The following is a 21,249-nucleotide window of genomic DNA, read 5'->3' as shown; positions in this document are numbered from 1 at the left end:
AGATGCGAGTCATGGCCCAGATGGCGATGGTGATGAACCTCGACAAGTGCATCGGCTGCCACACCTGCTCGGTGACCTGCAAGCAGGCGTGGACCAACAGGTCCGGGACGGAGTACGTCTGGTTCAACAACGTGGAGACCCGGCCCGGGCTCGGCTACCCGCGCACCTACGAGGACCAGGAGCGGTGGCAGGGCGGCTGGGAGCTGGGCAAGCGAGGGCGGCTCCGGCTCAGGGCCGGCGGCCGGTTCAAGAAGCTGCTCACGATCTTCGCCAACCCCAGGCTGCCCTCGATCGACGAGTACTACGAGCCGTGGACCTACGACTACGCCACCCTCACCGACGCCCCGGCGCAGGAGCACTCACCGGTGGCCAGGCCGAAGTCGCTGATCTCGGGGAAGGACCTGAAGATCGAGTGGTCGGCGAACTGGGACGACGACCTCGGCGGGTCCACGAAGACAGCCCACCTCGATCCGATGCTGGAGAAGATCGGCGACAAGGTGAAGTTCGAGTTCGAGCAGACGTTCATGTTCTACCTGCCGCGGATCTGCGAGCACTGCCTGAACCCGTCGTGCGCGGCGTCGTGCCCCAGCGGCGCGATCTACAAGCGCGAGGAGGACGGCATCGTCCTCGTCGACCAGGACCGGTGCCGCGGCTGGCGCGAGTGCGTCACGGGCTGCCCCTACAAGAAGGTCTACTTCAACCACCGCACCGGCAAGGCCGAGAAGTGCACGTTCTGCTTCCCGCGGGTCGAGGTGGGCCTGCCGACCGTGTGCTCGGAGACCTGCGTGGGCCGGCTGCGCTACATCGGCCTGGTGCTGTACGACGCCGACAAGGTCCTCGCGGCTGCCTCCATCGAGGACGAGCACGGTCTCTACGAGGCCCAGCGTGAGGTCTTCCTCGACCCCAGCGATCCCGAGGTGATTCGCGAGGCGGAGCGGGCCGGCATCCCCCGTGACTGGGTGGAGGCGGCGCAGCGCTCGCCGATCCATGCGCTGATCAACACCTTCCGGGTGGCGCTTCCCCTGCACCCGGAGTACCGCACGATGCCGATGGTCTGGTACATCCCGCCGCTGTCGCCGGTGGTGGAGGTGGTCCGCGAGACCGGCGAGGACGCCGAGGACCAGCGCAACCTGTTCGCGGCGATCGACGCACTGCGCATCCCGGTGGAGTACCTCGCGGAGCTGTTCACCGCCGGCGACGTACGGCCGGTGGACGCCGTGCTGCACCGGCTGGCCGCGATGCGCTCCTACATGCGCGACATCAACCTGGGCCGCGACCCCGACGGGTCCATCCCCGAGTCGGTCGGGATGAGCGAGGAGGACATGTATGACATGTACCGCCTGCTCGCCCTCGCCAAGTACGACGAGCGCTACGTGATCCCGCCCGCGCACGCGGAGCAGGCGCACTCGCTCGAGGAGCTCGCCACCGAGTGCTCGCTGGACTACGAGGGCGGCCCGGGCATGGGCGGCTCGGGACCGTTCGGGGAGGGCTCCGGCGCCCCCACGCCGATCGCGGTCGAGAACTTCCAGATGCTGCGCAGCCGGCAGACCTCCGACTCGATTGCCGGTCCCGAGGGCAAGAACGAGCGGGTGAACCTGCTCAACTGGGACGGCAAGGGCTCACCCGGCGGGCTGTTTCCGCCACGCGCCGGCGAGGGGGAGGACGAGTGACGCGGCGCAGCCGGCCCAGGCCGGCGCACTCCGAGCAGACGCTGACGCTGGCCTGGCAGGCGGCGTCGCTGCTGCTCGACTACCCCGACGAGCCGCTTCGCGAGCAGCTCCCGGTGCTGCGCTCGGTCGCCAGGGCGCTCCCCGACCCGGTCGGCCCCTCGATCGGGGAGTTCCTCGCCCACCTCGCGGCGACCGACCTCGCTGTGCTGCAGCAGGACTACGTGGAGACCTTCGACACCAGGCGGCGCTGCAACCTGTTCCTGACCTACTTCGCCCACGGCGACACCCGCAAGCGCGGCATGGCCCTGCTCCGGTTCAAGCAGACCTACCTCGAGTCCGGGTTCGAGCTCAGTGATGCCGAGCTGCCCGACCACCTCTGCGTCGTGCTCGAGTACGCCGCGACGATCGACCACCGTCGCGGACGGGACCTGATCCTCGACCACCGCGCCGGCCTGGAGCTGCTGCGCCTCTCGCTGCGCGACCTCGGCTCGCCCTGGGCCACGGTGGTCGACGCGGTGTGCGCCACGCTGCCGCCGCTGCGGGGCGAGGAGCAGGACGCCGTACGCCGCCTGGCCGCCGAGGGGCCCCCGGAGGAGGAGGTCGGTCTCGCCCCCTTCGCCACCCCGGAGTTCAGCCCCGGAGCACCGCCCGAGCGGGTGCCGCTGCCGATGCCGACCTTCCCGGGGGCGCGGCCGTGAACGAGTTCCTCTGGGTCGTGGTGCCCTACCTGTGCCTGGCCACGTTCGTCGTCGGCCACTTCTGGCGCTACCGCTACGACAAGTTCGGGTGGACCACCCGGTCCTCGCAGCTCTACGAGAGCCGGCTGCTGCGCATCGGCAGCCCGCTGTTCCACTTCGGGATGCTCGGCGTCGTCGGCGGCCACGTGCTCGGGCTGCTGATCCCGCAGTCGTGGACCGACGCCATCGGGATCAGCCCGGAGGCCTACCACGTGATCGCGGTGGTCGGCGGCCTGCTGGCGGGTGCGATGACCGTGGTGGGGATGGCGATCCTGGTCTACCGCCGACGCACCGTCGGGCCGGTGTTCTCCGCGACCACGGGGATGGACAAGGTGATGTACGCGTTCCTGGGGACGGCCATCGTGCTGGGGATGTGGAACACCGTCGCGGGGTCGATCCTGACCATCGGCGGGGAGTACAACTACCGCGAGGGCGTCTCGGTCTGGTACCGCTCGTTCCTCGCCTTCCAGCCCGACGCCGACCTGATGGGTGAGGCGCCGCTGGGCTTCCAGCTGCACGCGCTGGTGGCCTTCGGGTTGTTCGCGCTGTGGCCGTTCACCCGGCTGGTCCACGTGTTCAGCGCCCCTGTCGGCTACCTCACCCGGCCCTACATCGTCTACCGAAGTCGCGACGACACGCAGCTGGGCATGCACGGGCCGCGCCGCGGCTGGGAGAGCATCGACCGTTGAGGCCCCGTTGAGGCCCCGTTGAGGCCCCGTGCCACACGACCACGCACAGATCGGAAGCAGATGGACAACACCTCACTGACCGCGCTCGCCCGGGAACAGCTCGACCTCGCGCGCTCCTCCTCCAGCGGCCGCAGCGCGAAGACGGTGTACGGCGGCGAGGAGCACACCTTGCGGCAGACGCTGATCGCCCTCGCCGCCGGCCGGATCCTCGACGAGCACGAGAACCCGGGGGAGGCCACGGTGCAGGTGCTCCAGGGACGGGTCCGGATCGTCTCGGGCGAGCTCGTGCGCAAGGGTGCGGCCGGGCACCTCCTCGTCGTACCCGACGCCAGGCACACGCTGGAGGCCGACGAGGACTCGGTCGTCCTGCTCACCACCGCCCTGCGCCGCTGACCGGGCTCCGGTTGCTCAGCCGGCGGGGACGAATCCCTCCGACTCCTCGCCGTCGATCAGGTAGCGGCCGTCCTCGAACTTCAGCTTGAGCACGGTCGGGCCGGGCCCGTTGGCGAAGTTGTCGAACCGGACCTGGTAGCTGACCACCAGGTCCTCCGGGTCGGCGGAGATGCTCAGCACGCGACCGTTGGTCGCCGGCGTCCAGAACTGGCGATACCTCTCGAACCCGCCGCTCTCCCGCTGGAACTTGGGGGTGAGCATCTGCCAGGACTGCGCCGGGTCCTCCGCCACCGCGCGCACGTAGTCGCGGATGAAGGTCTCCATCCCTTCCGCGGTCGGCTGCGGGGCGGCGCTCTCGGTGGCGGAAGGAGTCGGCGACGGTTTCGGTGTCGCCTGGTCGGTGGCCGGGTCGTCGCCGGAGAGGACGGCGTACAGCGCCACGGCGACGACGAGGAGCAGCGCCACCAGGGCCAGCCCGATCCCGAGCGCCCGGCCCCGGGGGCCCCGGGAGCGTCGCTCGCGGGCCGGAGCCACAACAGCGGGCGCGACGGTGGTGAGCGGTTGGGTCGAGGACTCCGCCCGGGGCGGCACCGGGTGCGCGGGGTCGCGCAGGAAGTCGCGCACCTGCTCCATCGTCCAGCGCCGGCCGGGGTCGCGGACCATCGTGCCCTCGAGCATCGGGTTCATCCAGCCGGCGTCGATGCGCGGCGGCTCCTCGTTCACGATCCGGTAGAGGCCCCCCAGCACGTGGTCGCCGATCTCGTACGGCGGCCGGCCGGCCAGGAGATGGAAGGCCGTCGCCCCCAGTGACCACACGTCGGCCGACTCGGTGCTGCCCTGGCCGGTGGCCACCTCCGGGGCGAGGTAGGCCGGTGAGCCGGTGACCAGGCCGGTCTGGGTCAGGGAGGGGTCGGTGGCGATCCGCGCGATCCCGAAGTCGGTGAGCTTCGCGTTCCCGGAGCGGTCGACCAGCACGTTGGAGGGCTTCACGTCACGGTGCACGATGCCGGCGGCATGGGCCTCGACGAGGGCGTCGGCGACCTGTCCCAGCAGCGGTGCGGCCTCGTCGGGGGAGAGAGCGCCGCGCTGCTTGACCAGCTCGGCGAGGGTCAGCCCCTCGACGTACTCCATCACCAGCCAGTGGGCGTCGGTGGCGGCGTCCACGACGGTGTCGAAGACCGCGACCACGTGCGGGTGATTGAGGCGGGCGCTCAACCGCGCCTCGCGCTCGGCGCGTGCCAGGTCGGTGCCGTCGGCCCCCGGCAGCATGCCGATCCGCTTGAGGGCGACCGGCCGCCCGAGCACCTCGTCACGACCGAGCCAGACCACGCCGGTGCCGCCCCGGCCGACCTCGCGCTCGAGCGTGTACCTACCTGCGATCACGGGTGTCCTTCGGTCGAGATGTCGATGCCGGGGACCATCGTAGGCAACGGCGTGGCGATGAGATGGGTGTGTGACCCACCGGCGGGCTGGGTACAGGTAGGAGCCACCTTCCCCCAGTAAGAGGAGTACACATGGATGTCAGCAAGCCCGCCAAGGCTGTGAAGGACGCGGTGGAAGCCACCGCCGAGAAGGCTGCGGAAATGCTGACCCCGAGGGTGCCCGGAGTGCCTGGAAGCGCACCCGCGCCGCTCGAGGAGCCGACCGAGCCCAAGCCCCCGCTGCCTCCCAAGGACGAGCAGGGCGCCCCGGACACACGGACCCCCACCGGAGCCGAGACCGGCGCGCCGGTCACGTCGGCCGCCCAGCAGGGCGCCTACCTGACCACCGCGAACGGTGCGCGGCTGCGCGACACCGACCACTCGCTGAAGGCGGGCGAGCGCGGACCGACGCTGCTCCAGGACCACCACCTGCGCGAGAAGATCACCCACTTCGACCACGAGCGCATCCCCGAGCGGGTGGTGCACGCACGCGGCACCGGTGCCCACGGAGTCTTCGAGGGCTACGGCACCGCTGACGACGTGACCATCGCCGGGTTCCTGAAGAAGGGCAAGAAGACCGACGTCTTCGTGCGCTTCTCCACCGTCCTCGGCAACCGCGGTTCGGCCGACACGGTGCGCGACACCCGTGGCTTCGCCACCAAGTTCTACACCGACGAGGGCACGTTCGACCTCGTCGGCAACAACATCCCGGTGTTCTTCATCCAGGACGGCATCAAGTTCCCCGACGTCATCCACGCGGCCAAGCCGCACCCGGACCGTGAGATCCCCCAGGCGCAGAGCGCGCACGACACCTTCTGGGACTTCGTCTCGCTGCACACCGAGGCCCAGCACCACACGATGTGGAACATGTCGGACCGCGGCATCCCGCGCTCCTACCGGATGATGGAGGGCTTCGGAGTCCACACCTTCCGGCTGGTCAACGCCGAGGGCGCGACCGTCCTGGTGAAGTTCCACTGGAAGCCGTTGCTCGGCGTGCACTCCCTGACCTGGGAGGAGGCGCAGATGCTCGGCGGTCTCGACCCCGACTTCCACCGCCGCGACCTCTACGACGCCATCGAGGCCGGTGCCTTCCCCGAGTGGGAGCTCGGCATCCAGGTGATGCCGGACATCCCCGAGGAGACCTTCGAGGGCATCGACCTGCTCGACGCGACCAAGATCGTGCCCGAGGAGATCGCGCCGGTCCAGCCGATCGGCAAGCTGACGCTGAACGCGACCCCGTCGAACTTCTTCGCCGAGGTCGAGCAGGTCGCCTACCACCTCGGTCACCTGCCTCCCGGCATCGACGTCACCAACGACCCGCTGCTCCAGGCCCGGCTGTTCTCCTACCTGGACACCCAGCTGACCCGTCTCGGTGGACCGAACTTCGTGCAGATCCCGATCAACCGGCCGCACGCGCCGGTCAACGACATGCTGCGCGAGGGCTTCCACCAGCACGGTGTGCACAGCGGCGTCGCGGCGTACAAGCCGAACTCGCTGGACGCCGGGAACCCGTTCGTAGCCGGCCCGGAGGACCACCCGTTCGTGGACACCCCGGTGCGTGTCGCGGAGGCGACCAAGGTGCGCGCCAACCCGGTGTCCTTCGACGACCACTACAGCCAGGTGCGGCTGTTCTGGGAGAGCATGACGCCGGTGGAGAAGGAGCACATCATCCGGGCGTACACCTTCGAGCTCGGCAAGTGCTACGAGCAGGCCATCAAGGAGCGCCAGCTGCAGTGCCTGGCCAACATCGACCCGGTGCTGTGCGCCGAGGTCGCGACCGGGCTCGGCCTGCCTGCACCGGAGCCGACCGTTCCCCTGGCCGAGGTGACGCCCAGCCCGGCGCTCTCGCAGATCGGCGGCGAGTGGCCGCCGGACGGCCGGATGGTGGGCATCGTCGTCGACCCCGACGGCGACCTGTCCGGTGTCCCCGAGCTCCGTGCCACGATCTTCTCCGCCGGGATGGTGCCGTTGCTGATCGCACCCCACGGCGGGATGGTCGACGGCATTCCGGTGCAGCGCACCTTCTCCACGGGCCGCTCGGTGGAGTACGACGTGCTGCTGCTCGCCGGCAGCCCGGTGCCGGCGCCCGACGCCGTGATCGCCCGTGAGTCCGAGGCGGGTGCCTCCACCGATGCCGCCCTTGACCCGCGGGTGATCCTGATGATCGAGGAGTGCTGGCGTCACGGGAAGGTGATCGGCGCCTGGGGCGAGGGAGTCGCTGCTGTGCAGCGCACCGTCGCTGCCGGTAGCGTCGGCGTCATCACTGGGGAAAGTGCCAGCGCGGTGTTCACCGAGGTGCAGCAGCAGATGGCCTCGCACCGTGTCTGGGAGAGGTTCCCCGCGACGGTCGCCTAGGAGCCCACGTGTCGCAACCCGGTCTGGACGCCGACAAGGATGTCGTCGCGGGGGAGGAGCGTCCCTCGGCGAGGACGCCGCTGAGCCGCGAGCGCGTCGTCGAGGCGGCAGTCGCGTTCATCGACGAGGAGGGGCTCTCCGGGCTGACCATGCGTCGGCTCGGGGAGCGCCTCGACGTGGAGGCGATGTCGCTCTACCGCTACGTCCCCGGCAGGGACGCGCTGCTGGACGCGGTGGTGACCCACATCGTGGACGAGATGCGCGAGGACCCGGACCTGGCCCAGGAGCCCGCGTCCGGGTGGCAGGACTTCCTGCAGCGGATGGCGCACGCCGTCCGTCGGGTGGCCCTGGCCCATCCCAAGGCGTTCCCACTGGTGGCCTCGCGCCCCCCGGAGGCCCCGTGGCTGCGTCCGCCGCTGCGCAGCCTGAAGTGGGTCGAGACCTTCCTCGAGGGGCTGGTCGCCGAGGGCTTCGACGACGACTCGGCCGTGGCCGCCTACCGGGCGTTCACCAGTTTCCTGCTCGGACACCTGCTGCTCGAGGTGGCCAGCCACGGCGCCGACCTCGGCCCTCTGGACGTGGTCGAGGAGACCGAGGCCCCGGTCCTGGACGCGCTGGCGGGGTATCCCCTGGTGAAGCGGCTTCGGCGGGCGCTCTCGGAGGACCAGGCGGCGGTCGAGTTCGAGATGTCGCTCGAGGAGCTGCTCAACCGGATCGCGTTCACGGTGAAGTCGCCGTCACCGTGAACCAGCCTCCCCGCGCCTGTCGTAGCGCTCGTAGGTGGCGATCATCTTGCCGTCGGGGTCCAGCCGGCGCAGGATCGCGTCGGTGATCTCCCCGAGCTGGAGCACCTGGTCGGGGGTGAGCGCGTCGATCACGTACTGGCGCACGGTGGCCACGTGCGTGGGGGCGGTGCGGGTGACCGTGGACAGGCCGTCCTCGGTCAGCGTGACATCGGTGGCGCGTGCGTCCTCGGGCGCCGGGGCCCGTTCGACCAGGCCGCGTTCTTCGAGTCGGCGTACGACGTGGGAGAGCCGGGGGAGGGTCGCGTTGGTCTGGCGGGCCAGCAGCGTCATCCGCAACGTCAGTCCGGGCGCCTCGGAGAGCATCGCGAGGACCCAGTACTCGTAGTGCGTCAGGTCCGCGTCACGACGCAGCTGGGAGTCCAGTACGCCGGGCAGCAGCTCCAGCACGGCGGCCATCCGCACCCACGAGGACAGCTCGGCCTCGGTCAACCAGTTCGGCTCCATGGGTCCATCGTCGCAAGAACGTGGCCAGTCCGGCCGCACGGCGGGCCGGTCCTCGTCCATCGTCCACCAGCTCGTCGTCGGGGCGTCCTAGTTCAGGTCAGGGTACGGCGGGCAGGGGCTGAGCAGGGCCCAGAAACGTTCATCGAGCTGGTGTGGGGACCAGCCGTCGTTCACGCCGTAGTGGCTGGCAGGCGTTGCATCCATGCAGTTCGTGCTCCTCGGGACCGGGACCGGACGAGCAGGTAACGAAGCGGACCGGCGGGGGTCACGCGCGAATCCGGTTCCTCCTGAGTCGCCGCACGGTGCGGTACGCCACGCCCGCGGCGAGGAGCCCCGGGACGGCGACGATGACCGGGTTGTCCGGACGGCCACGGAGCGGGGAGCCCAGGGTGCTCTCCAGGGCGTCCACCCGGTCCGCGCCCAGCAGGATCAGCCAGTGGGCGGCGCGGGCCTCGCTGTAGCGGGCGTAGGCCAGCCTGCGCAGCCGGCCGGAGAGCCCCTTGGGTGGGCAGCTGGTGCCGAACACGGGCGTCAGGAAGGCGTGCTCCAGGGAGCGCTCCCGGGGCCAGGTCTCCGGCTGCCGGTCGGGGAACTCCCAGTGGGCACCGGTACGGGCGGGGTCGAACTGCAGCTTGGGCACCGAGGGCCGGTCCCGGGGGTCGAGGTCGACTCCCCAGCCGGGGATCCGTGCCCGGAGGTCATCACTGGACTCCGACAGCGGCGGCTTGTGCGGCCCGTAGGTGTAGCTCTCGGTCATCGTCGGTCTCCGTCACTCATGCGGGCGTGGGCACGATCAGCGGCTTGATGCACCCGTCGAGCTTGGCCGAGAAGATGTGGTAACCCTCGGCGATGTGCTCCAGCGGGATCCGGTGGGTGACGATGTCGCTGGGCTTGAGGTGGCCGTTGCGGACGTGCTCGAACAGGCGGGGCCACTGCCGCTTGACCGGGCACTGGTTCATCCGCAGGGTGAGGCCCTTGTTCATGGCGTCGCCGAACTTGACCGCGCTGAACATCGGGCCGTAGGCGCCCATCACCGAGACGGTGCCGCCCTTGCGCACCGAGTCGATCGCCCAGTTGAGCGCGATCGGTGAACCGCCCTGCAGCTTGAGCTTCGCGGACGTGACGTGCTGGATCAGGTTGCCGTCCGCCTCCGCGCCCACGGCGTCGATCGCGACGTCGGCGCCGAGGAAGCCGGTGAGCTTCTTCAGCTCCACCACGATGTCGGCGTACTCGGTGAAGTTGAGCGTCTCCGCGTGGGCGAACGTGCGGGCCTTCTCCAGCCGGTTCTCCAGGTGGTCGATCACGATCACCCTGCCCGCTCCCATCAGCCAGGCGGACTTGGCCGCGTACAGCCCCACGGGACCGGCGCCGAAGACCACCACGACGTCACCCTCGGCGATGTCGCCGAGCTGGGCCCCGAAGTAGCCGGTGGCCAGGGCGTCGGTGAGCAGCACGGCGTCCTCGTCGTCCATCCAGTCGGGGATCTTGCTCGGTCCCACGTCGGCGAACGGCACCCGCACGAACTCGGCCTGGCCGCCGTCGTACCCGCCGGTGGTGTGGGAGTAGCCGTAGATCCCGCCCACCGCTGTGGCGTTCGGGTTCACGTTGTGGCAGTTGGAGTAGAGGCCGCGCACGCAGTAGAAGCACGACCCGCAGAACACGTTGAACGGGACCATCACCCGGTCGCCGACCTGCAGGTTCTGCACCGAGGGACCCACCTCGTCGATCACTCCGATGAACTCGTGGCCGAAGGTGTGCCCGACCCGGGTGTCCGGCATCATCCCGTGGTAGAGGTGCAGGTCCGACCCGCAGATCGCCGCCAGGGTCACTCGGACGATCGCGTCATTGGGGTGCTCGATCCGCGGACGGTCCTTCTCCTCGACGCGGACCCGGTACGGACCGCGGTAGACCATGGCTCTCACGTCGACCTCCCAAGGCTGCTCGGTCCGGGGGCGGTACCCAGGCCGCGCGCTGCCAATCGCGGCTACGGACCGAGCTCGACGGTCTCGCCGCGGCGTACGGGACGGACCAGGTGCGCGAGGCCGGTCGCCTCGGCCAGCTGCTCGAAGTCGGCCAGCGGGGAGCGGAAGACGCGGTAGTCGTCGTAGTGGACCGGGATCGCCTGGCGGGGCTGCACTCGGCGCAGGAAGTCGACGCCCTGCTCGGCGTCCATGGTCACCGTGTGGAACAGCACCCGGGTCCCGCCGAGGTGCACCACCGCCACGTCGATCTCGGGGTGACGGGAGGCGATCTCGTCGAGGTGTGCCCCGGTCAGCGTGTCACCGGTGAGGTAGACCCGCCGCCGGACCCGACCACCCTCACTGTGCTCGAGCAGGCTCCCCATCACCGGGGGCAGCAGCCGGCCCATCACGCCCCGGGCGTGGATGCCGGGGAGCGCGGTCACCGTCAGGGACTCCTCACCGCGGGTGAGGGTCCGGGAGTCCCACACCGCGATCCCGTCCGCCGCGAAGCCCCACTCGGTGAGGCGGTCGGCCGCCTCCGGCGTGGTCAGCACCGGTTGCGCGCGGGACAGCTCCGCGCGGGCGACCCGGTCGAAGTGGTCGCCGTGCAGGTGCGAGAGCACGACGGCGTCCAGGGCCGGCAGGTCCGCCGGTGACATCGCCGGATCGGTCAGCCGCCGGGACCACAGGCCCTTGCCGAGATAGGCGCGCTGGCCGCGGTGCAGGAAGTTCGGGTCGGTGAGCAACGTGAACGACCCGAGCCGGATCACGGTGGTGGCGGTCCCGACGAACGTCAACGTGTCCACGCGGCTGTCGTTACCCAGCGACCCCCGACGCATGCGGCACCTCGACGTCGGCCTCCATCGCGGCGACGAAGTCGCGCTTGACCTCGCGCCAGGCCTCGTCGGTCATGTCGCGGCGCCAGTACGGCGAGCAGGACATGTCCGCGCGGGTGAGCCCTCGCTCCGCAAGCAGGTGCCGGCGGATCCCGCGGATCTCGGTGGCCTCCCCGTGGACGAAGCCCTGCACCCGTCCCGCTGGGAAGGAGAGGTTCGCAACGGCTGCGAGGAGCAGGTCGCCGTTCCCGGGGTCGGCGCGGCGGTGCACCCACCCGAGCGAGACGTCGCCGGGGGACTCGAGGTCGATCTCGTGCTCCGGCCCGTCGCACAGCAGCCGGACGACCGCCGGGGTGCCCGGGGGTACCACCTCGAGGGACGCGGCGATCGCGGGCGGGGCCGACTCGTCGCCGACCATCAGCAGCCAGTCCGCCACCGGGTCGGCGCGGTAGCCGCCCGCGCACGCACTTCTGCCGGGTCGAAGACCGGGCCGTACGGCGCCCCCGGTGGCGCGAACGCGAGGTTCACCTAGGCGTCGGTCGCCTCGACCATCGCGAAAGCGTCGAGGTCCCCGCCACCGAGGACGACGCGGACCAGGTTGGGGGCGAGGTGACGGGTGTGCAGCACCTGTCCGTGAATCAGCGGTGTCCGGTTACTTGCCGGCCCTGTCGATCTCCTCTATCCGAGCCGACGCGACCTGGGTCACGGCCTCGTCGAACGCCGGCACCTCGCTGCGGAGCTTGGCGAAGGCCGAGGTGGGGAACGCCAGCGTGACGAGCGGTTCCAGTGCGGTGACGGTGGCGGTGCGCAGCCGGTGGGCGATCGGGGCGATCTCGCCGACGAAGTCGCCCGGTCCCAGCTCGGTCACGGTGTCCTTGCGCACGCTGATCCGGACCCGGCCCTCCAGGATCAGATAGGCGGTGTCGGGTGGCTCCAGCTCGTGCACCATCGACCAGCCGGCGGGAACCGTGACCACCGTGCCGCCGGCCCAGACCTGCTCGACGTCCTGCTCGCTGAGTCCAGGTACGTCGCGCAGCGAATCGTGGACCGGCGCGGACGCGTCCCGCTTGTGCATGTGGCTCTCCTCTGGTCGTGGTGGATTCTGGCACTTGAACTTCAGCCAGTGCCCGGTGCGTCCGGGTGCATAGAGCCCGTCAGCACGCTTGGCCACCACACCCTCCCATCCATCACCACAGATCTTGGAGAACCACTCCTCGCCAGCGTCCACACGGTGGGACAGCGGCCGGAGGGGGTCCGCCCAGTCCAGCGAGGCCAGGAGCAGCCGCTTGCGGTCGAGCAGGGGCTGGGAGCGCAGGTCCCTGCCGTTGAGCTCGAGTAGGTCGAAGACGTAGAACCAGACCGGGACCTCGCTCGCCCGGGCCCGTTGCTCGTCCTCGATCCGGATCCGGGGCCGCAGCAGGGCGAAGCTGGTGCGCTCACCCTCGAAGGCGACGATCTCCCCGTCGAGGACGAACCAGTCGTGGTGCTGCTGCTGGAGCGCGTCGGTGACCTCCGGGAAGGTGTTGGTGATCTCCCGGCCGCTGCGCGAGTAGAGGCGGATGCCCTCCGCGTCGCGCACGGCCAGGCACCGGTGACCACCGAGGCTGCGCTCGTAGATCCAGTCACTGCTCCAGAACCGGTCGTGACTCAAGATGGCCACTGCTGGCCTGGGCACCGCCGAGGAACCCTGCATGTGATGGCAGTACCCGCGGACCGTCGTACACATGAGTGCGCGCCGGGTGCTGCCTCGCGCTCAGCCGAGGGAGTCGACTCGCGTCGAGGGCTCCGGGAGCCGCAACGCCACCAGGCCTGCGAGCAGGAGCAGCGCCGCCAGCACCGTCAGGGACGGGGTGAAGGATCCCGAGGAGGTCCGGGTCAGCGACATCAGCACGACGAACACCACCGAGGACTGCCCGGCCAGCTGGATGAGCCCGTTGGAGGTGCCTGCGGGGGTGGGCGCCGTGATCTCGGCGGCGTACTGCAGGCCGACCGGCAGCGCGCTGGTCATGAAGAACCCGAGGACGAACGCTGCGGTGAGCAGTCCGGCGAGGGAGTCGGCCAGGGCCATCGTCAGCAGTGCGGGAGCGGAGAGGCCGAGCGCCGCCGCGATGTAGGGCACCCGCCGCCCGGAGCGGTCCGAGAGAGCCGAGATCGCCATCGCGCCCACCACACCTCCGAGCAGCAGCAGCGCACCGGTGTTGCCTGCGTCCGTCGAGGAGAACCCACGTGGGCTGACGATGTCCTCGATCCACGTGGAGAGGCCGTTGAAGACCCCCATGGTCACGAACGCCATCACCAGGAACGCCACGAACGGGCCGACGGTCAGGGCGTGGCGCACACCGGCGAGCGGAGGCACTGCCGCGCCGGTCCCGAGGGCGTCCGGCAGCTCGTGGGGCGAGGGCCGGTCCCGCGCCACCAGCACGAAGACCACGCCCCCGAGCAGGGCGAGCCCGCCGTACACCAGCTGCACCTGGGCGATGGACATCGACTTCACCAGGGTGGGGGTCAGGGCGAGCCCGACGCCGGCCCCGACCAGGTTCGACAGCGTGACCAGGGAGACCGCGGTGGCGCGCTGGGAGAGCGCGAACCACTGGGTGGACATGGTGGTCCAGGCGTTCAACAGGAAGGGCTGCGCGATCGCGGCCCCGATCGTGGCCAGGATCGCGAACGCGTAGTGCGGACCGGACAGTCCCCGTGCCACCCCGGACACCCCGGCCAGCAGCGCCCCGAGGCCTGCCGCGAACCGGAAGCCGCGACTGGTGATGGCGTGCGAGGCGATGAAGGAGACGGGCAGGTAGGCCACCATGAACAGGATCGCGAACACCCCGATCGCCCCGGCGGAGACGCCGTAGTAGTCCTGGGCGGTGCTCGAGACCGGGGCGTAGCTGATCCACAGGGTCTGGATGGTGGCGTTGACCCCCATGAAGGACGCCAGCACGACCCATCGGTAGCCGGAGACACCCACTTGTTCGCGTACGACCACTGGACCCTCGTATCTGCTCGGCGAACGCGGTTGCTCCGGGATCGCGCGCGGTCACGCTACCGTCCGTGCTCGGTTCCGTGCATGCGTCGCGGTCCGGCCGGGTAGGAAGGCTCCATGTCCACAGCCCGAGTCCCGGAAGTCCCGCGTGCCGAGCTTCGCCCCTCTCGCCTGCCGGGCCTGCTCTACGGCCTCGGCCTCGGTGGCTTCGTCGACGGGATCGTGCTGCACCAGATCCTGCAGTGGCACCACATGATCAGTCACACCGCGGACCACCCGATGACCACGCTGGCCGGACTGGAGATGAACACGCTGGCCGACGGGTTCTTCCACCTCGCGACGTGGGTGCTGGTGCTGGCCGCGTCGATCCTCACCCTGGTCCAGTGGCGCCAGGGCCGGCTGGCGCCCAGCTGGAGCTTCCACTTCGGACTGGTCCTCGCCGGCTGGGGGATCTTCAACCTCGTCGAAGGGATCATCGACCACCAGATCCTCGGCGTGCACCACGTCCGCGACGACCTCGGTGGGCCGCTGTCGTGGGACATCGGCTTCCTGGTGTTCGGCGCGCTGCTCGTGGCCGTCGGCTGGGCGCTGCAGTCGAGAGGTGCGCGCAGCCTGCGGCGTCAGTGACTCTCGGTCCCGCGCCGTGATTCTAGGGTCGCGGGGATCCAGGCGTCGCTGACCAGGCCGGTCACGACCGAGTACACCGCCTTGTGGGCCAGGTCGACCGCCCGCTCGTCGGCGGGCCACGTCATCGGCGGAGCCCCCGCGCCGGTGGCGTTCTCCATCGTCTGGTCGAAGGCCAGCCGGACCACGGCGTGGGTGGCGCTCGCCTGGGCGCCGCGGATCCCAGTCGCCGACCAGACCCCGCGCAGGGCGCCGAGCGCCGCACCCGTGCCCCAGTGCATCGCGTGGTTCCACGCCGGGGGAGTGGCCGACTCCGGTGGGCGGCGGCCCGCGAGCGTGAGCAGGGTCCGGCCCGGCACGTAGGAGTTCGCGCGCCGGGTCAGCCGCTGCTCCACCTTCTCGGCAGCCGTCATCGCCAGCACCCCCACGAGCCCGGCCACGGCGCCGCGCCCGGCAGCCTGGAGCAGGGCGGTGCCCCTGTCCGTCGTACGCATTGATCGACCCCCTCGGGAGGCCTCCCGGTACCCCGAGAGACGCACCCGATGCGTCCCAGGCACCCGGGGAAGGGTTGCCTTCCGTGTGAGGCGATCCGCATCCGGGTAGGACGTACTCACATCCCCTCTCACTTCAGGAGCCCCATGTCCACCGACGCCATCGTCCTGCTCAAGAACGACCACAAGGAGATCCGCAAGGCCTTCCGCGACTTCGAGAAGGCCGGCGAGAACGCCCACGTCACCAAGGGCAAGCTGGTCGACAAGATCATCGAGCTGCTGACGGTGCACACCTACATCGAGAACGAGGTGATGTACCCCCGCGTGCGCGAGCTGCTTCCCGAGCTCGAGGACGACGTCCTCGAGTCCTACGAGGAGCACCACGTCGCCGACGTGCTGATCATGGAGCTGGCCGCGATGAAGCCCGACGCGGAGCGGTTCACCGCCAAGACCACTGTCCTGATCGAGAACGTCGACCACCACATCGACGAGGAGGAGAAGGAGTGGTTCCCCAAGGTTCGCGAGGGGCTTGGTCGCAAGCTGCTGCAGGATCTCGGCGCCGAGATGCTCGAGGCGAAGAAGTCGGCTCCCAGGCGACCTTCGCAGCCGAGTGCCCTGAAGAAGACCGTCGACGCGGTCATCTCCTGAGGCCGTAGGAGCAAGGTCCCCGGGCGCAGGGACGAGGGGCCCTTCCACCCGCCCGGCAGAAGCGGGTGAAATGGGGGCGGAGAGGGCGCCCGGCCCGCCCACGAAGGAGGAGCCATGTCACCCGAGGACCCGGTCCGCGAGCTCAGTGCTGAGGACTGCTGGGAGATGCTGCGGACCGAGGAGTTCGGGCGCCTCGCCTTCCTCCTGGTCGACGAGGTGCACATCACCCCGGTCAACTACGCGGTGGACGGCAAGACCTTGCTGTTCCGCACGGCCGAGGGCAGCAAGCTCCTGGCCGTGGTGATGGGCCGCGAGGTGGCGTTCGAGGTGGACCGGTACGACGAGGTGAGCGCGCGCAGCGTCGTGGTGCGTGGCGCCGCCCGGCTGCTCCCCGAGGACGAGGCGCACCGGGCGGAGAACGTGCCGCTGAGGCCCTGGGTCCCGTCCACGAAGTACAACGTCGTGGAGATCGCGCCCAGCGTGGTGACCGGTCGCGAGTTCGAGCTCGCCCGGCCCTGGCTCCACCTGCGCCCGCACAGCTGAGGGCGGCGGCTCAGCCCGGTCGCACGCGGATCCAGTCCACCAGCAGCTCTGCCGGCAGGTCGGGGTCGTCGGTGTCGTTGCCGGGCCAGTCGCCCCCGACGGCGAGGTTGACCAGCAGGAAGTGGGGGTGGTCGAAGGGCCACGCTCCGGGCACGTCGTCGGGGGTCAGCCGGTGGTACTCCCGGCCGTCGAGGAGCCAGGCGATCGAGTGCTCGTCCCAGTCGACGGCGTACTCGTGGAAGTCCTGGGACAGGTCCACGCCTGCGTCGACCGAGGCGCCGACGCCTCCCTCGAGTCCACTGAACCCGGGACCGTGGGCGGTGCCGTGGCAGTGCCGCGGGTCCGCTCCGACGTGCTCCATCACGTCGATCTCGCCGCAGGCGGGCCACTCCACTCCGTCGATGTCGGCGCCGAGCATCCAGAACGCCGGCCAGGTGCCACGACCGCCCGGCACCTTGATCCGCGCCTCGACCCGGCCGTAGGTCGTGGCGAAGCCGTCCTTGGTCACGAGCCGTGCGGAGGTGACGGTGCCGTCGGGCTCGCGACGAGCCGTGATCGCCAGGTGCCCCTCGCCGTCGAGAGCGGCGTTGGCCACCTCGGCCGTGTAGACCTGCTGCTGCCGGTCACCCCAGCCGCCGCCACCGACCTCGTGGGTCCACACCTCGGGGTCCGGTGGTGCCCCTCGCGGTCCGTCGAAGTCCTGCACCCACATGCGCCCAGTATCGGATGGTTCGAGGTCAGTCGACGGGTGCGTTCTCGTCGTACGACGGCAGCGACACCGTGACGGTGGTCCCGCGTCCGTGCGTGGACGCGATCGCCATCGTGCCGGAGTGCGCGGCCACGATGGAGTCCGCCACGGTCAGTCCCAGGCCGGTGCCGGGCACCGCGAGTCGGTAGGCCTCCGTGGAGCGGTAGAACCGGTCACGGGCCCGCTCCCGGTCCTCCTCGGTCATGCCGATTCCCGTGTCGGTGACGGTGAGCGCGAAACCCGTGGACGTGGGCGCGAGGCACACGCTGATCGACCCGCCGTCGGGGGTGAACTTGATCGCGTTGGCGCCGAGGTTGGACACCACCCGTCGCAGCGCCGCAGCGTCGCCCAGCACGACGGCAGGCGCGTCCGGCACCTGCACGTGCATCGTCAGGTCACGGCCGCCGACGAGCTGGTCCAGGCCCTTCTCGGCATCGACGACGAGCGCTGCCAGGTCGTGCGGCTCGAGGCGGAGGGACTCCTGGTCTGGGGACCCGTCCCGGTCCAGGAAGACGAGGTTGTCGACCAGTGATGCAAGCCGTGTTGCGTTGCGCAGCACCGTGGCGACCGCGTCGGCCTGGGCAGGTGTGAGCTGTCCGAGGTCGCCGTCGGCGAGCAGCTCGCTGTATCCCCGGATCGAGGCGATCGGAGTACGGAGCTCGTGGCTGATCGTCGAGACCACCTCGTCCTTCATCCGGTCGGCCTCCTCGAGCCGGGCGACGGACTCCAGCTCCCTGCGCAGCGCCGCGGCCTGGGCGGCCTCGGTGCGCAGCCGGACGGAGATGTCCTCGCCCGCGCAGAGGAAGCCCAGCAGCCGGCCCTCGTCACGGATCTCGGTGAAGCTCAGCGACATCGTCCTGCGTTCACCGCTCCTGGTGACCAGCGTCCAGTCCCGTGGTGCCCCGTGGCGGACCAGCGCAGGGACAAGCGTCGCGAGGTCGGCCGGGACCCCGAGGGCCCCCGCGTGGCGACGGGCCTCCTCGGGCGTACGGACCCCGACCATGGAACGCCCGATGACGTCCTCCGCCGGGTAACCCAGCAACATCTGGGCCCCACGGTTGAAGTGGGTGACGACGAAGTCCGCGTTGGTCGCCACCAGAACCGTGTCAGTCGCCGCATCGAGGATCTGGCTGACGGTCGCCGTGGCGCTCGCTGCCTGCTCTGCTCGCGCCTCGAGCTCGGCCTCCTGCTCGTTGCGGGTCCGCACCAGCTCGCGCTCGTAGGCGCGCCGTCCAGTGGCGTCGAAGACCGCGACCCGGACCAAGTGGGGCTCGCCGTCCGGTGATAGGACCACGGAGGCGTTCATCAGCACGGGCAGGCGGGTCCGGTCCGCGCGCACCACGTCGAAGGCGACCTCTTGGACCGACCCCTGCATCCGAAGCAACGGGGCGTAGTGCGTCTCGTGGAAGATCCGGCCACCGACGCTCAGCAGGTCGACCAGGCGGCGACCCAGCAGATCGTCGGCCTCCATCCCGAGCCAGCTGCAGAAGGTGGCGTTCACCTTGACGATGCGACCGTCCGGGGTCGTCGACAGGTATCCGCAAGGCGCGTGCTCGTACTCCAGAGCGGGGTCGTCCTCGAACGGCACCCTCGGGACGCCGTCGACGGCTTGCTCGAGCGACATGGCTACGCGGCCGCGTCTCCCCGGCTCAGGAAGTCGCTGATCGCCGTGACGGTCTCCTCGGGCGCGCTCAGGTTCGGGCAGTGTCCCGAGGCGGCCAGCTGCACCAAGGTGGCCCGGGGGACCGAGCTCGCGACGTACGCCCCGACAGCGGGTGGGGCGATCGCGTCGTCGCTGCACTGCAGGACCAGCGTGGGTACGCCGATCCGCGGCAGGTCCAGACGGTTGTCGGAGAGGAAGGTGGTCGTCGCGAAGCGCCGGGCGATCTCGGGGTCCATCCGGCAGAAGCTGGCGGTGAGCTCCTCTCCGAGGGCAGGTCGATCCGGGTTGCCCACGATCACGGGTGCCATCGCCGCCGACCACCCGAGGTAGTTGCTCTCCAGGGACTCCAGGAGCTCGTCGATGTCCTCCTGGGTGAAGCCACCGGCGTAGTGCTCGTCGTCGATGTACCGGGGAGAGGGGGCGACCATCACCAGGTCGGAGAACCGCTCGGGCGCCTCGATGACTGCGAGTGCGCCGATCATCGAGGACACCGAGTGCCCGACGAACACGACGTCCTCGAGGTCGAGCGCTCGGACGATCTCCAGGACGTCTGTGGCATAGCCGCTGAGGTCGGCGTACTTCCGCGCGTCGTAGGCAGAGGAGTCGGAGCCGCCCGAACCGATGTGGTCGAAGGTGATCACGCGGTAGCGGTCGGTGAACGCCGGCGCCACGTGGCGCCACATGCCCTGGTCGCAGCCGAAGCCGTGGGCGAACATGATCGGCTGGCCGTCCACCGGGCCGGAGCTGGAGACATTGTGCCGAGAGAGGACATCCATGGCGGGAATTTAGTACAAACCGGACGCCGGAGGAATGGATTGCCGACAAAGGTCTGATTGCCCGCGTGGGGGAGTGGCGGGGCGGCTGGGCTCCCGACAAGAGTTCGTTGCCACAGCCGAGATCCATCGGGTGCTTGCGGGCCTGGAGACGAACCTGGCCGCGCTGCGGAGTGCGGAGTTCGAGCGGCTCACGCTGGCTCGTGAGTGGGCGCTGGCGCACGTGGTCACCGACCCGGACCAGCTGCGGGACTCACGTCGCCGGCCGACGCCGCTGGGGGCGGCCGGGCTGCCGGTGGACGAATACGCAGCCGCGGAGCTGGCGGCCGCGCTGGAGCTGCACCCGCTGGCCGGAAGGGCGCTGATGGCCGACGCCGTGGACCTCGAGGCACGGCTCCCGCAGGTGTGGGCTGCCTGTGGTGCGGGACGGATCGAGGTCTGGGTGGCGCGCAAGATCGCCTCGGCCACCAGCCGGCTGAGTCCCGAGCAGGCGGGCTGGGTCGACCGGTCCATCGCTGAGGTGGTGGGCACGCTCCCGGCCAGCAGGCTGCTGCGGCTCGTCGAGGCCCGCGTGGTCGAGGCGGACCAGGCACTGGCCGACCGGCTCGCCGAGGAACAGGCCTCGGCGCGGACGGTGTGGATGAGCCGGCACGACGAGCACGGCACCCGCACCCTGATGGTCCGCGGCGAGAGCTCCGGCGTACGCCGCTTCCACGGCACCGTGGACCACCTGGCCCATCTGCTGGCCGAGCACGGCACGCCCGAGCAGCGCAGCCTGACGATGGACCAGCTCCGGGCGGAGGCCGTGGCGCTGCTGGCGAACCCGCTGGCGGCGCTCAAGTTGATGGTCGGTGCCGACGACGGAAACGATCACCCGATCCACCACCCGGACGTCCCGAGGTGGTGGCCGAGGCGATCCGCGACGCCGGCGCCGCGAGGCTCCGGCCGAAGGCGGTGCTCTACGTGCACCTCGCCCCTCAGGCGTTGAGGGGCCGGGGCGTCGCCCGGGCGGAGGAGCTCGGCGCCCTGACCCGGCAGCAGCTCATCGGCCTGCTCAGTCACCACCAGGTCAGCCTGCGACCGGTGATCGACCTCAACCAGGGGATGGCCGCGGACTGCTACGAGGTGCCGGCCGCGATCGACGAGCGGTTGCAGCTGAGCAAGCCGGCCGACGTATTCCCGTTCGCGTCCTCGCTGAGCCGCAAGCTCGACCGCGACCACACGGTTCCCTACGACGAGGGCGGGCCGCCCGGGCAGACTGCGGAGCACAACCTGGGCAAGCTGGCCCGACATCACCACCGGATCAAGACCCATGCGGGCTGGAAGGTGACTCAGCAGGAGAACCGGTTCACCTGGACCACGCCCCACGGCCGGGTCTACGTGACCGACGGCCGCGGCACCAGACGACTGCCCGGCCGGCCGACGACACCGAGAGTCGATCTCCGTTGGCCGAGCGCTGCGTGAGTA

Annotated in this window: 23 protein-coding genes; 11 read left to right on the top strand and 12 right to left on the bottom strand. The window is 70.4% G+C overall.

Going from position 1 to position 21,249, the window contains the following annotated elements:
- Window positions 1-2: 2 nt before the first annotated feature.
- Genes narH through AC4BGC_RS09870 form a run of 4 tightly spaced genes read left to right on the top strand, consistent with a single transcriptional unit; the run spans window position 3 to window position 3,489 of the window.
- On the top strand, window positions 3-1,670 hold the full coding sequence (narH, locus tag AC4BGC_RS09885) for a nitrate reductase subunit beta (protein WP_490555409.1): 1,668 nt from the start codon (window positions 3-5) through the stop codon (window positions 1,668-1,670).
- Window positions 1,667-2,368 (top strand): nitrate reductase molybdenum cofactor assembly chaperone, encoded by a 702-nt coding sequence (gene narJ, locus AC4BGC_RS09880; RefSeq protein WP_490555407.1) that lies wholly within the window; start codon window positions 1,667-1,669, stop codon window positions 2,366-2,368. Before narH ends, narJ begins: the two co-directional genes overlap by 4 nt.
- Window positions 2,365-3,096 (top strand): respiratory nitrate reductase subunit gamma, encoded by a 732-nt coding sequence (gene narI / locus AC4BGC_RS09875; protein ID WP_490555405.1) that lies wholly within the window; start codon window positions 2,365-2,367, stop codon window positions 3,094-3,096. Before narJ ends, narI begins: the two co-directional genes overlap by 4 nt.
- 60 nt (window positions 3,097-3,156) lie before the next feature.
- Window positions 3,157-3,489, top strand: a complete 333-nt coding sequence (locus tag AC4BGC_RS09870) for a cupin domain-containing protein (protein ID WP_490555403.1) — start codon at window positions 3,157-3,159, stop codon at window positions 3,487-3,489.
- A gap of 15 nt (window positions 3,490-3,504) precedes the next feature.
- Here AC4BGC_RS09870 and AC4BGC_RS09865 read toward each other — a convergent pair whose 3' ends face one another.
- A complete protein-coding gene (locus AC4BGC_RS09865; RefSeq protein WP_490555402.1) occupies window positions 3,505-4,872 on the bottom strand; it encodes a serine/threonine-protein kinase in 1,368 nt (455 codons plus the stop codon).
- A 131-nt stretch (window positions 4,873-5,003) separates the two neighbouring features.
- On the opposite strand from AC4BGC_RS09865, the gene AC4BGC_RS09860 reads away from it, so the two are divergent.
- Window positions 5,004-7,265, top strand: a complete 2,262-nt coding sequence (locus AC4BGC_RS09860) for a catalase (RefSeq protein ID WP_490555400.1) — start codon at window positions 5,004-5,006, stop codon at window positions 7,263-7,265.
- 8 nt (window positions 7,266-7,273) lie between these two features.
- On the top strand, window positions 7,274-8,011 hold the full coding sequence (locus AC4BGC_RS09855; RefSeq protein WP_490544019.1) for a TetR/AcrR family transcriptional regulator C-terminal domain-containing protein: 738 nt from the start codon (window positions 7,274-7,276) through the stop codon (window positions 8,009-8,011).
- Here the strand turns inward: AC4BGC_RS09855 and AC4BGC_RS09850 are convergent.
- The 7 genes from AC4BGC_RS09850 to AC4BGC_RS09820 form a co-directional block, all read right to left on the bottom strand.
- The gene (locus AC4BGC_RS09850) at window positions 8,003-8,515 is read right to left on the bottom strand and encodes a MarR family winged helix-turn-helix transcriptional regulator (protein WP_490555398.1); all 513 of its coding nucleotides are present in this window, start codon (window positions 8,513-8,515) and stop codon (window positions 8,003-8,005) included. The genes AC4BGC_RS09855 and AC4BGC_RS09850 overlap by 9 nt on opposite strands.
- A gap of 265 nt (window positions 8,516-8,780) precedes the next feature.
- On the bottom strand, window positions 8,781-9,272 hold the full coding sequence (locus AC4BGC_RS09845; RefSeq protein ID WP_490555397.1) for a hypothetical protein: 492 nt from the start codon (window positions 9,270-9,272) through the stop codon (window positions 8,781-8,783).
- 16 nt (window positions 9,273-9,288) lie between these two features.
- Window positions 9,289-10,428, bottom strand: coding sequence for a zinc-dependent alcohol dehydrogenase (locus AC4BGC_RS09840; RefSeq protein WP_490555740.1), 1,140 nt, complete (start codon window positions 10,426-10,428; stop codon window positions 9,289-9,291).
- Window positions 10,429-10,499: 71 nt separating this feature from the next.
- Window positions 10,500-11,282 carry an MBL fold metallo-hydrolase gene (locus AC4BGC_RS09835; protein ID WP_490555396.1) on the bottom strand — a complete coding sequence of 261 codons (783 nt, stop codon included), beginning with the start codon at window positions 11,280-11,282 and terminating at the stop codon, window positions 10,500-10,502.
- A 10-nt stretch (window positions 11,283-11,292) separates the two neighbouring features.
- Complete coding sequence (locus tag AC4BGC_RS09830; protein ID WP_490555395.1) at window positions 11,293-11,748, bottom strand: siderophore-interacting protein; 456 nt, start codon at window positions 11,746-11,748, stop codon at window positions 11,293-11,295.
- A gap of 216 nt (window positions 11,749-11,964) precedes the next feature.
- Window positions 11,965-12,972 carry an ATP-dependent DNA ligase gene (locus AC4BGC_RS09825; protein ID WP_490555394.1) on the bottom strand — a complete coding sequence of 336 codons (1,008 nt, stop codon included), beginning with the start codon at window positions 12,970-12,972 and terminating at the stop codon, window positions 11,965-11,967.
- Window positions 12,973-13,065: 93 nt separating this feature from the next.
- Entirely contained in the window at window positions 13,066-14,250 is a 1,185-nt protein-coding gene (locus AC4BGC_RS09820) for an MFS transporter (RefSeq protein WP_490555393.1), read from the bottom strand.
- A gap of 159 nt (window positions 14,251-14,409) precedes the next feature.
- Between AC4BGC_RS09820 and AC4BGC_RS09815 the strand changes: the two genes are divergently transcribed.
- The gene (locus AC4BGC_RS09815; protein ID WP_490555392.1) at window positions 14,410-14,919 is read left to right on the top strand and encodes a DUF2243 domain-containing protein; all 510 of its coding nucleotides are present in this window, start codon (window positions 14,410-14,412) and stop codon (window positions 14,917-14,919) included.
- Here AC4BGC_RS09815 and AC4BGC_RS09810 read toward each other — a convergent pair.
- Complete coding sequence (locus AC4BGC_RS09810; protein ID WP_490555391.1) at window positions 14,913-15,410, bottom strand: hypothetical protein; 498 nt, start codon at window positions 15,408-15,410, stop codon at window positions 14,913-14,915. The two genes, AC4BGC_RS09815 and AC4BGC_RS09810, sit on opposite strands and share 7 nt — an antisense overlap.
- Window positions 15,411-15,554: 144 nt before the next feature.
- On the opposite strand from AC4BGC_RS09810, the gene AC4BGC_RS09805 reads away from it, so the two are divergent.
- Window positions 15,555-16,055, top strand: coding sequence for a hemerythrin domain-containing protein (locus AC4BGC_RS09805; RefSeq protein WP_490544029.1), 501 nt, complete (start codon window positions 15,555-15,557; stop codon window positions 16,053-16,055).
- A 114-nt stretch (window positions 16,056-16,169) separates the two neighbouring features.
- Entirely contained in the window at window positions 16,170-16,598 is a 429-nt protein-coding gene (locus AC4BGC_RS09800) for a pyridoxamine 5'-phosphate oxidase family protein (RefSeq protein WP_490555389.1), read from the top strand.
- A 10-nt stretch (window positions 16,599-16,608) separates the two neighbouring features.
- Here AC4BGC_RS09800 and AC4BGC_RS09795 read toward each other — a convergent pair whose 3' ends face one another.
- The 3 genes from AC4BGC_RS09795 to AC4BGC_RS09785 are packed head-to-tail and all read right to left on the bottom strand — an operon-like array spanning window position 16,609 to window position 19,785.
- Entirely contained in the window at window positions 16,609-17,310 is a 702-nt protein-coding gene (locus AC4BGC_RS09795; RefSeq protein WP_490555387.1) for a glycoside hydrolase family 16 protein, read from the bottom strand.
- Between the two features lie 25 nt (window positions 17,311-17,335).
- Window positions 17,336-18,970 (bottom strand): sensor histidine kinase, encoded by a 1,635-nt coding sequence (locus tag AC4BGC_RS09790; protein ID WP_490555385.1) that lies wholly within the window; start codon window positions 18,968-18,970, stop codon window positions 17,336-17,338.
- 2 nt (window positions 18,971-18,972) lie between these two features.
- The gene (locus AC4BGC_RS09785) at window positions 18,973-19,785 is read right to left on the bottom strand and encodes an alpha/beta fold hydrolase (protein ID WP_490555383.1); all 813 of its coding nucleotides are present in this window, start codon (window positions 19,783-19,785) and stop codon (window positions 18,973-18,975) included.
- Between the two features lie 130 nt (window positions 19,786-19,915).
- Here AC4BGC_RS09785 and AC4BGC_RS09780 point away from each other — a divergent pair, with 130 nt between their 5' ends.
- Both AC4BGC_RS09780 and AC4BGC_RS09775 read left to right on the top strand, forming a co-directional pair.
- Window positions 19,916-20,770: a DUF222 domain-containing protein gene (locus AC4BGC_RS09780; protein ID WP_490555381.1), complete on the top strand. Its 855-nt coding sequence runs from the start codon at window positions 19,916-19,918 to the stop codon at window positions 20,768-20,770.
- On the top strand, window positions 20,746-21,246 hold the full coding sequence (locus tag AC4BGC_RS09775; RefSeq protein ID WP_490555380.1) for a hypothetical protein: 501 nt from the start codon (window positions 20,746-20,748) through the stop codon (window positions 21,244-21,246). The genes AC4BGC_RS09780 and AC4BGC_RS09775 overlap by 25 nt, the downstream gene beginning before the upstream one ends.
- Window positions 21,247-21,249: the final 3 nt, after the last annotated feature.

The sequence above is a fragment of the Nocardioides sp. Z38_18 genome, from assembly GCF_058215695.1.
This window is presented reverse-complemented; position numbering and strand designations above follow the sequence as displayed.

Excerpts from the sequence above, each read along its gene's own strand:
- AC4BGC_RS09845 (WP_490555397.1), bottom strand. The coding sequence starts at position 9,272 with ATGACCGAGAGCTACACCTACGGGCCGCACAAGCCGCCGCTGTCGGAG.
- AC4BGC_RS09795 (WP_490555387.1), bottom strand. The coding sequence starts at position 17,310 with ATGTGGGTGCAGGACTTCGACGGACCGCGAGGGGCACCACCGGACCCC.
- AC4BGC_RS09815 (WP_490555392.1), top strand. The coding sequence starts at position 14,410 with ATGTCCACAGCCCGAGTCCCGGAAGTCCCGCGTGCCGAGCTTCGCCCC.
- AC4BGC_RS09800 (WP_490555389.1), top strand. The coding sequence starts at position 16,170 with ATGTCACCCGAGGACCCGGTCCGCGAGCTCAGTGCTGAGGACTGCTGG.
- AC4BGC_RS09860 (WP_490555400.1), top strand. The coding sequence starts at position 5,004 with ATGGATGTCAGCAAGCCCGCCAAGGCTGTGAAGGACGCGGTGGAAGCC.
- AC4BGC_RS09850 (WP_490555398.1), bottom strand. The coding sequence starts at position 8,515 with ATGGAGCCGAACTGGTTGACCGAGGCCGAGCTGTCCTCGTGGGTGCGG.
- AC4BGC_RS09785 (WP_490555383.1), bottom strand. The coding sequence starts at position 19,785 with ATGGATGTCCTCTCTCGGCACAATGTCTCCAGCTCCGGCCCGGTGGAC.
- AC4BGC_RS09805 (WP_490544029.1), top strand. The coding sequence starts at position 15,555 with ATGTCCACCGACGCCATCGTCCTGCTCAAGAACGACCACAAGGAGATC.
- AC4BGC_RS09840 (WP_490555740.1), bottom strand. The coding sequence starts at position 10,428 with ATGGTCTACCGCGGTCCGTACCGGGTCCGCGTCGAGGAGAAGGACCGT.
- AC4BGC_RS09810 (WP_490555391.1), bottom strand. The coding sequence starts at position 15,410 with ATGCGTACGACGGACAGGGGCACCGCCCTGCTCCAGGCTGCCGGGCGC.
- AC4BGC_RS09870 (WP_490555403.1), top strand. The coding sequence starts at position 3,157 with ATGGACAACACCTCACTGACCGCGCTCGCCCGGGAACAGCTCGACCTC.
- narH (WP_490555409.1), top strand. The coding sequence starts at position 3 with ATGCGAGTCATGGCCCAGATGGCGATGGTGATGAACCTCGACAAGTGC.
- AC4BGC_RS09790 (WP_490555385.1), bottom strand. The coding sequence starts at position 18,970 with ATGTCGCTCGAGCAAGCCGTCGACGGCGTCCCGAGGGTGCCGTTCGAG.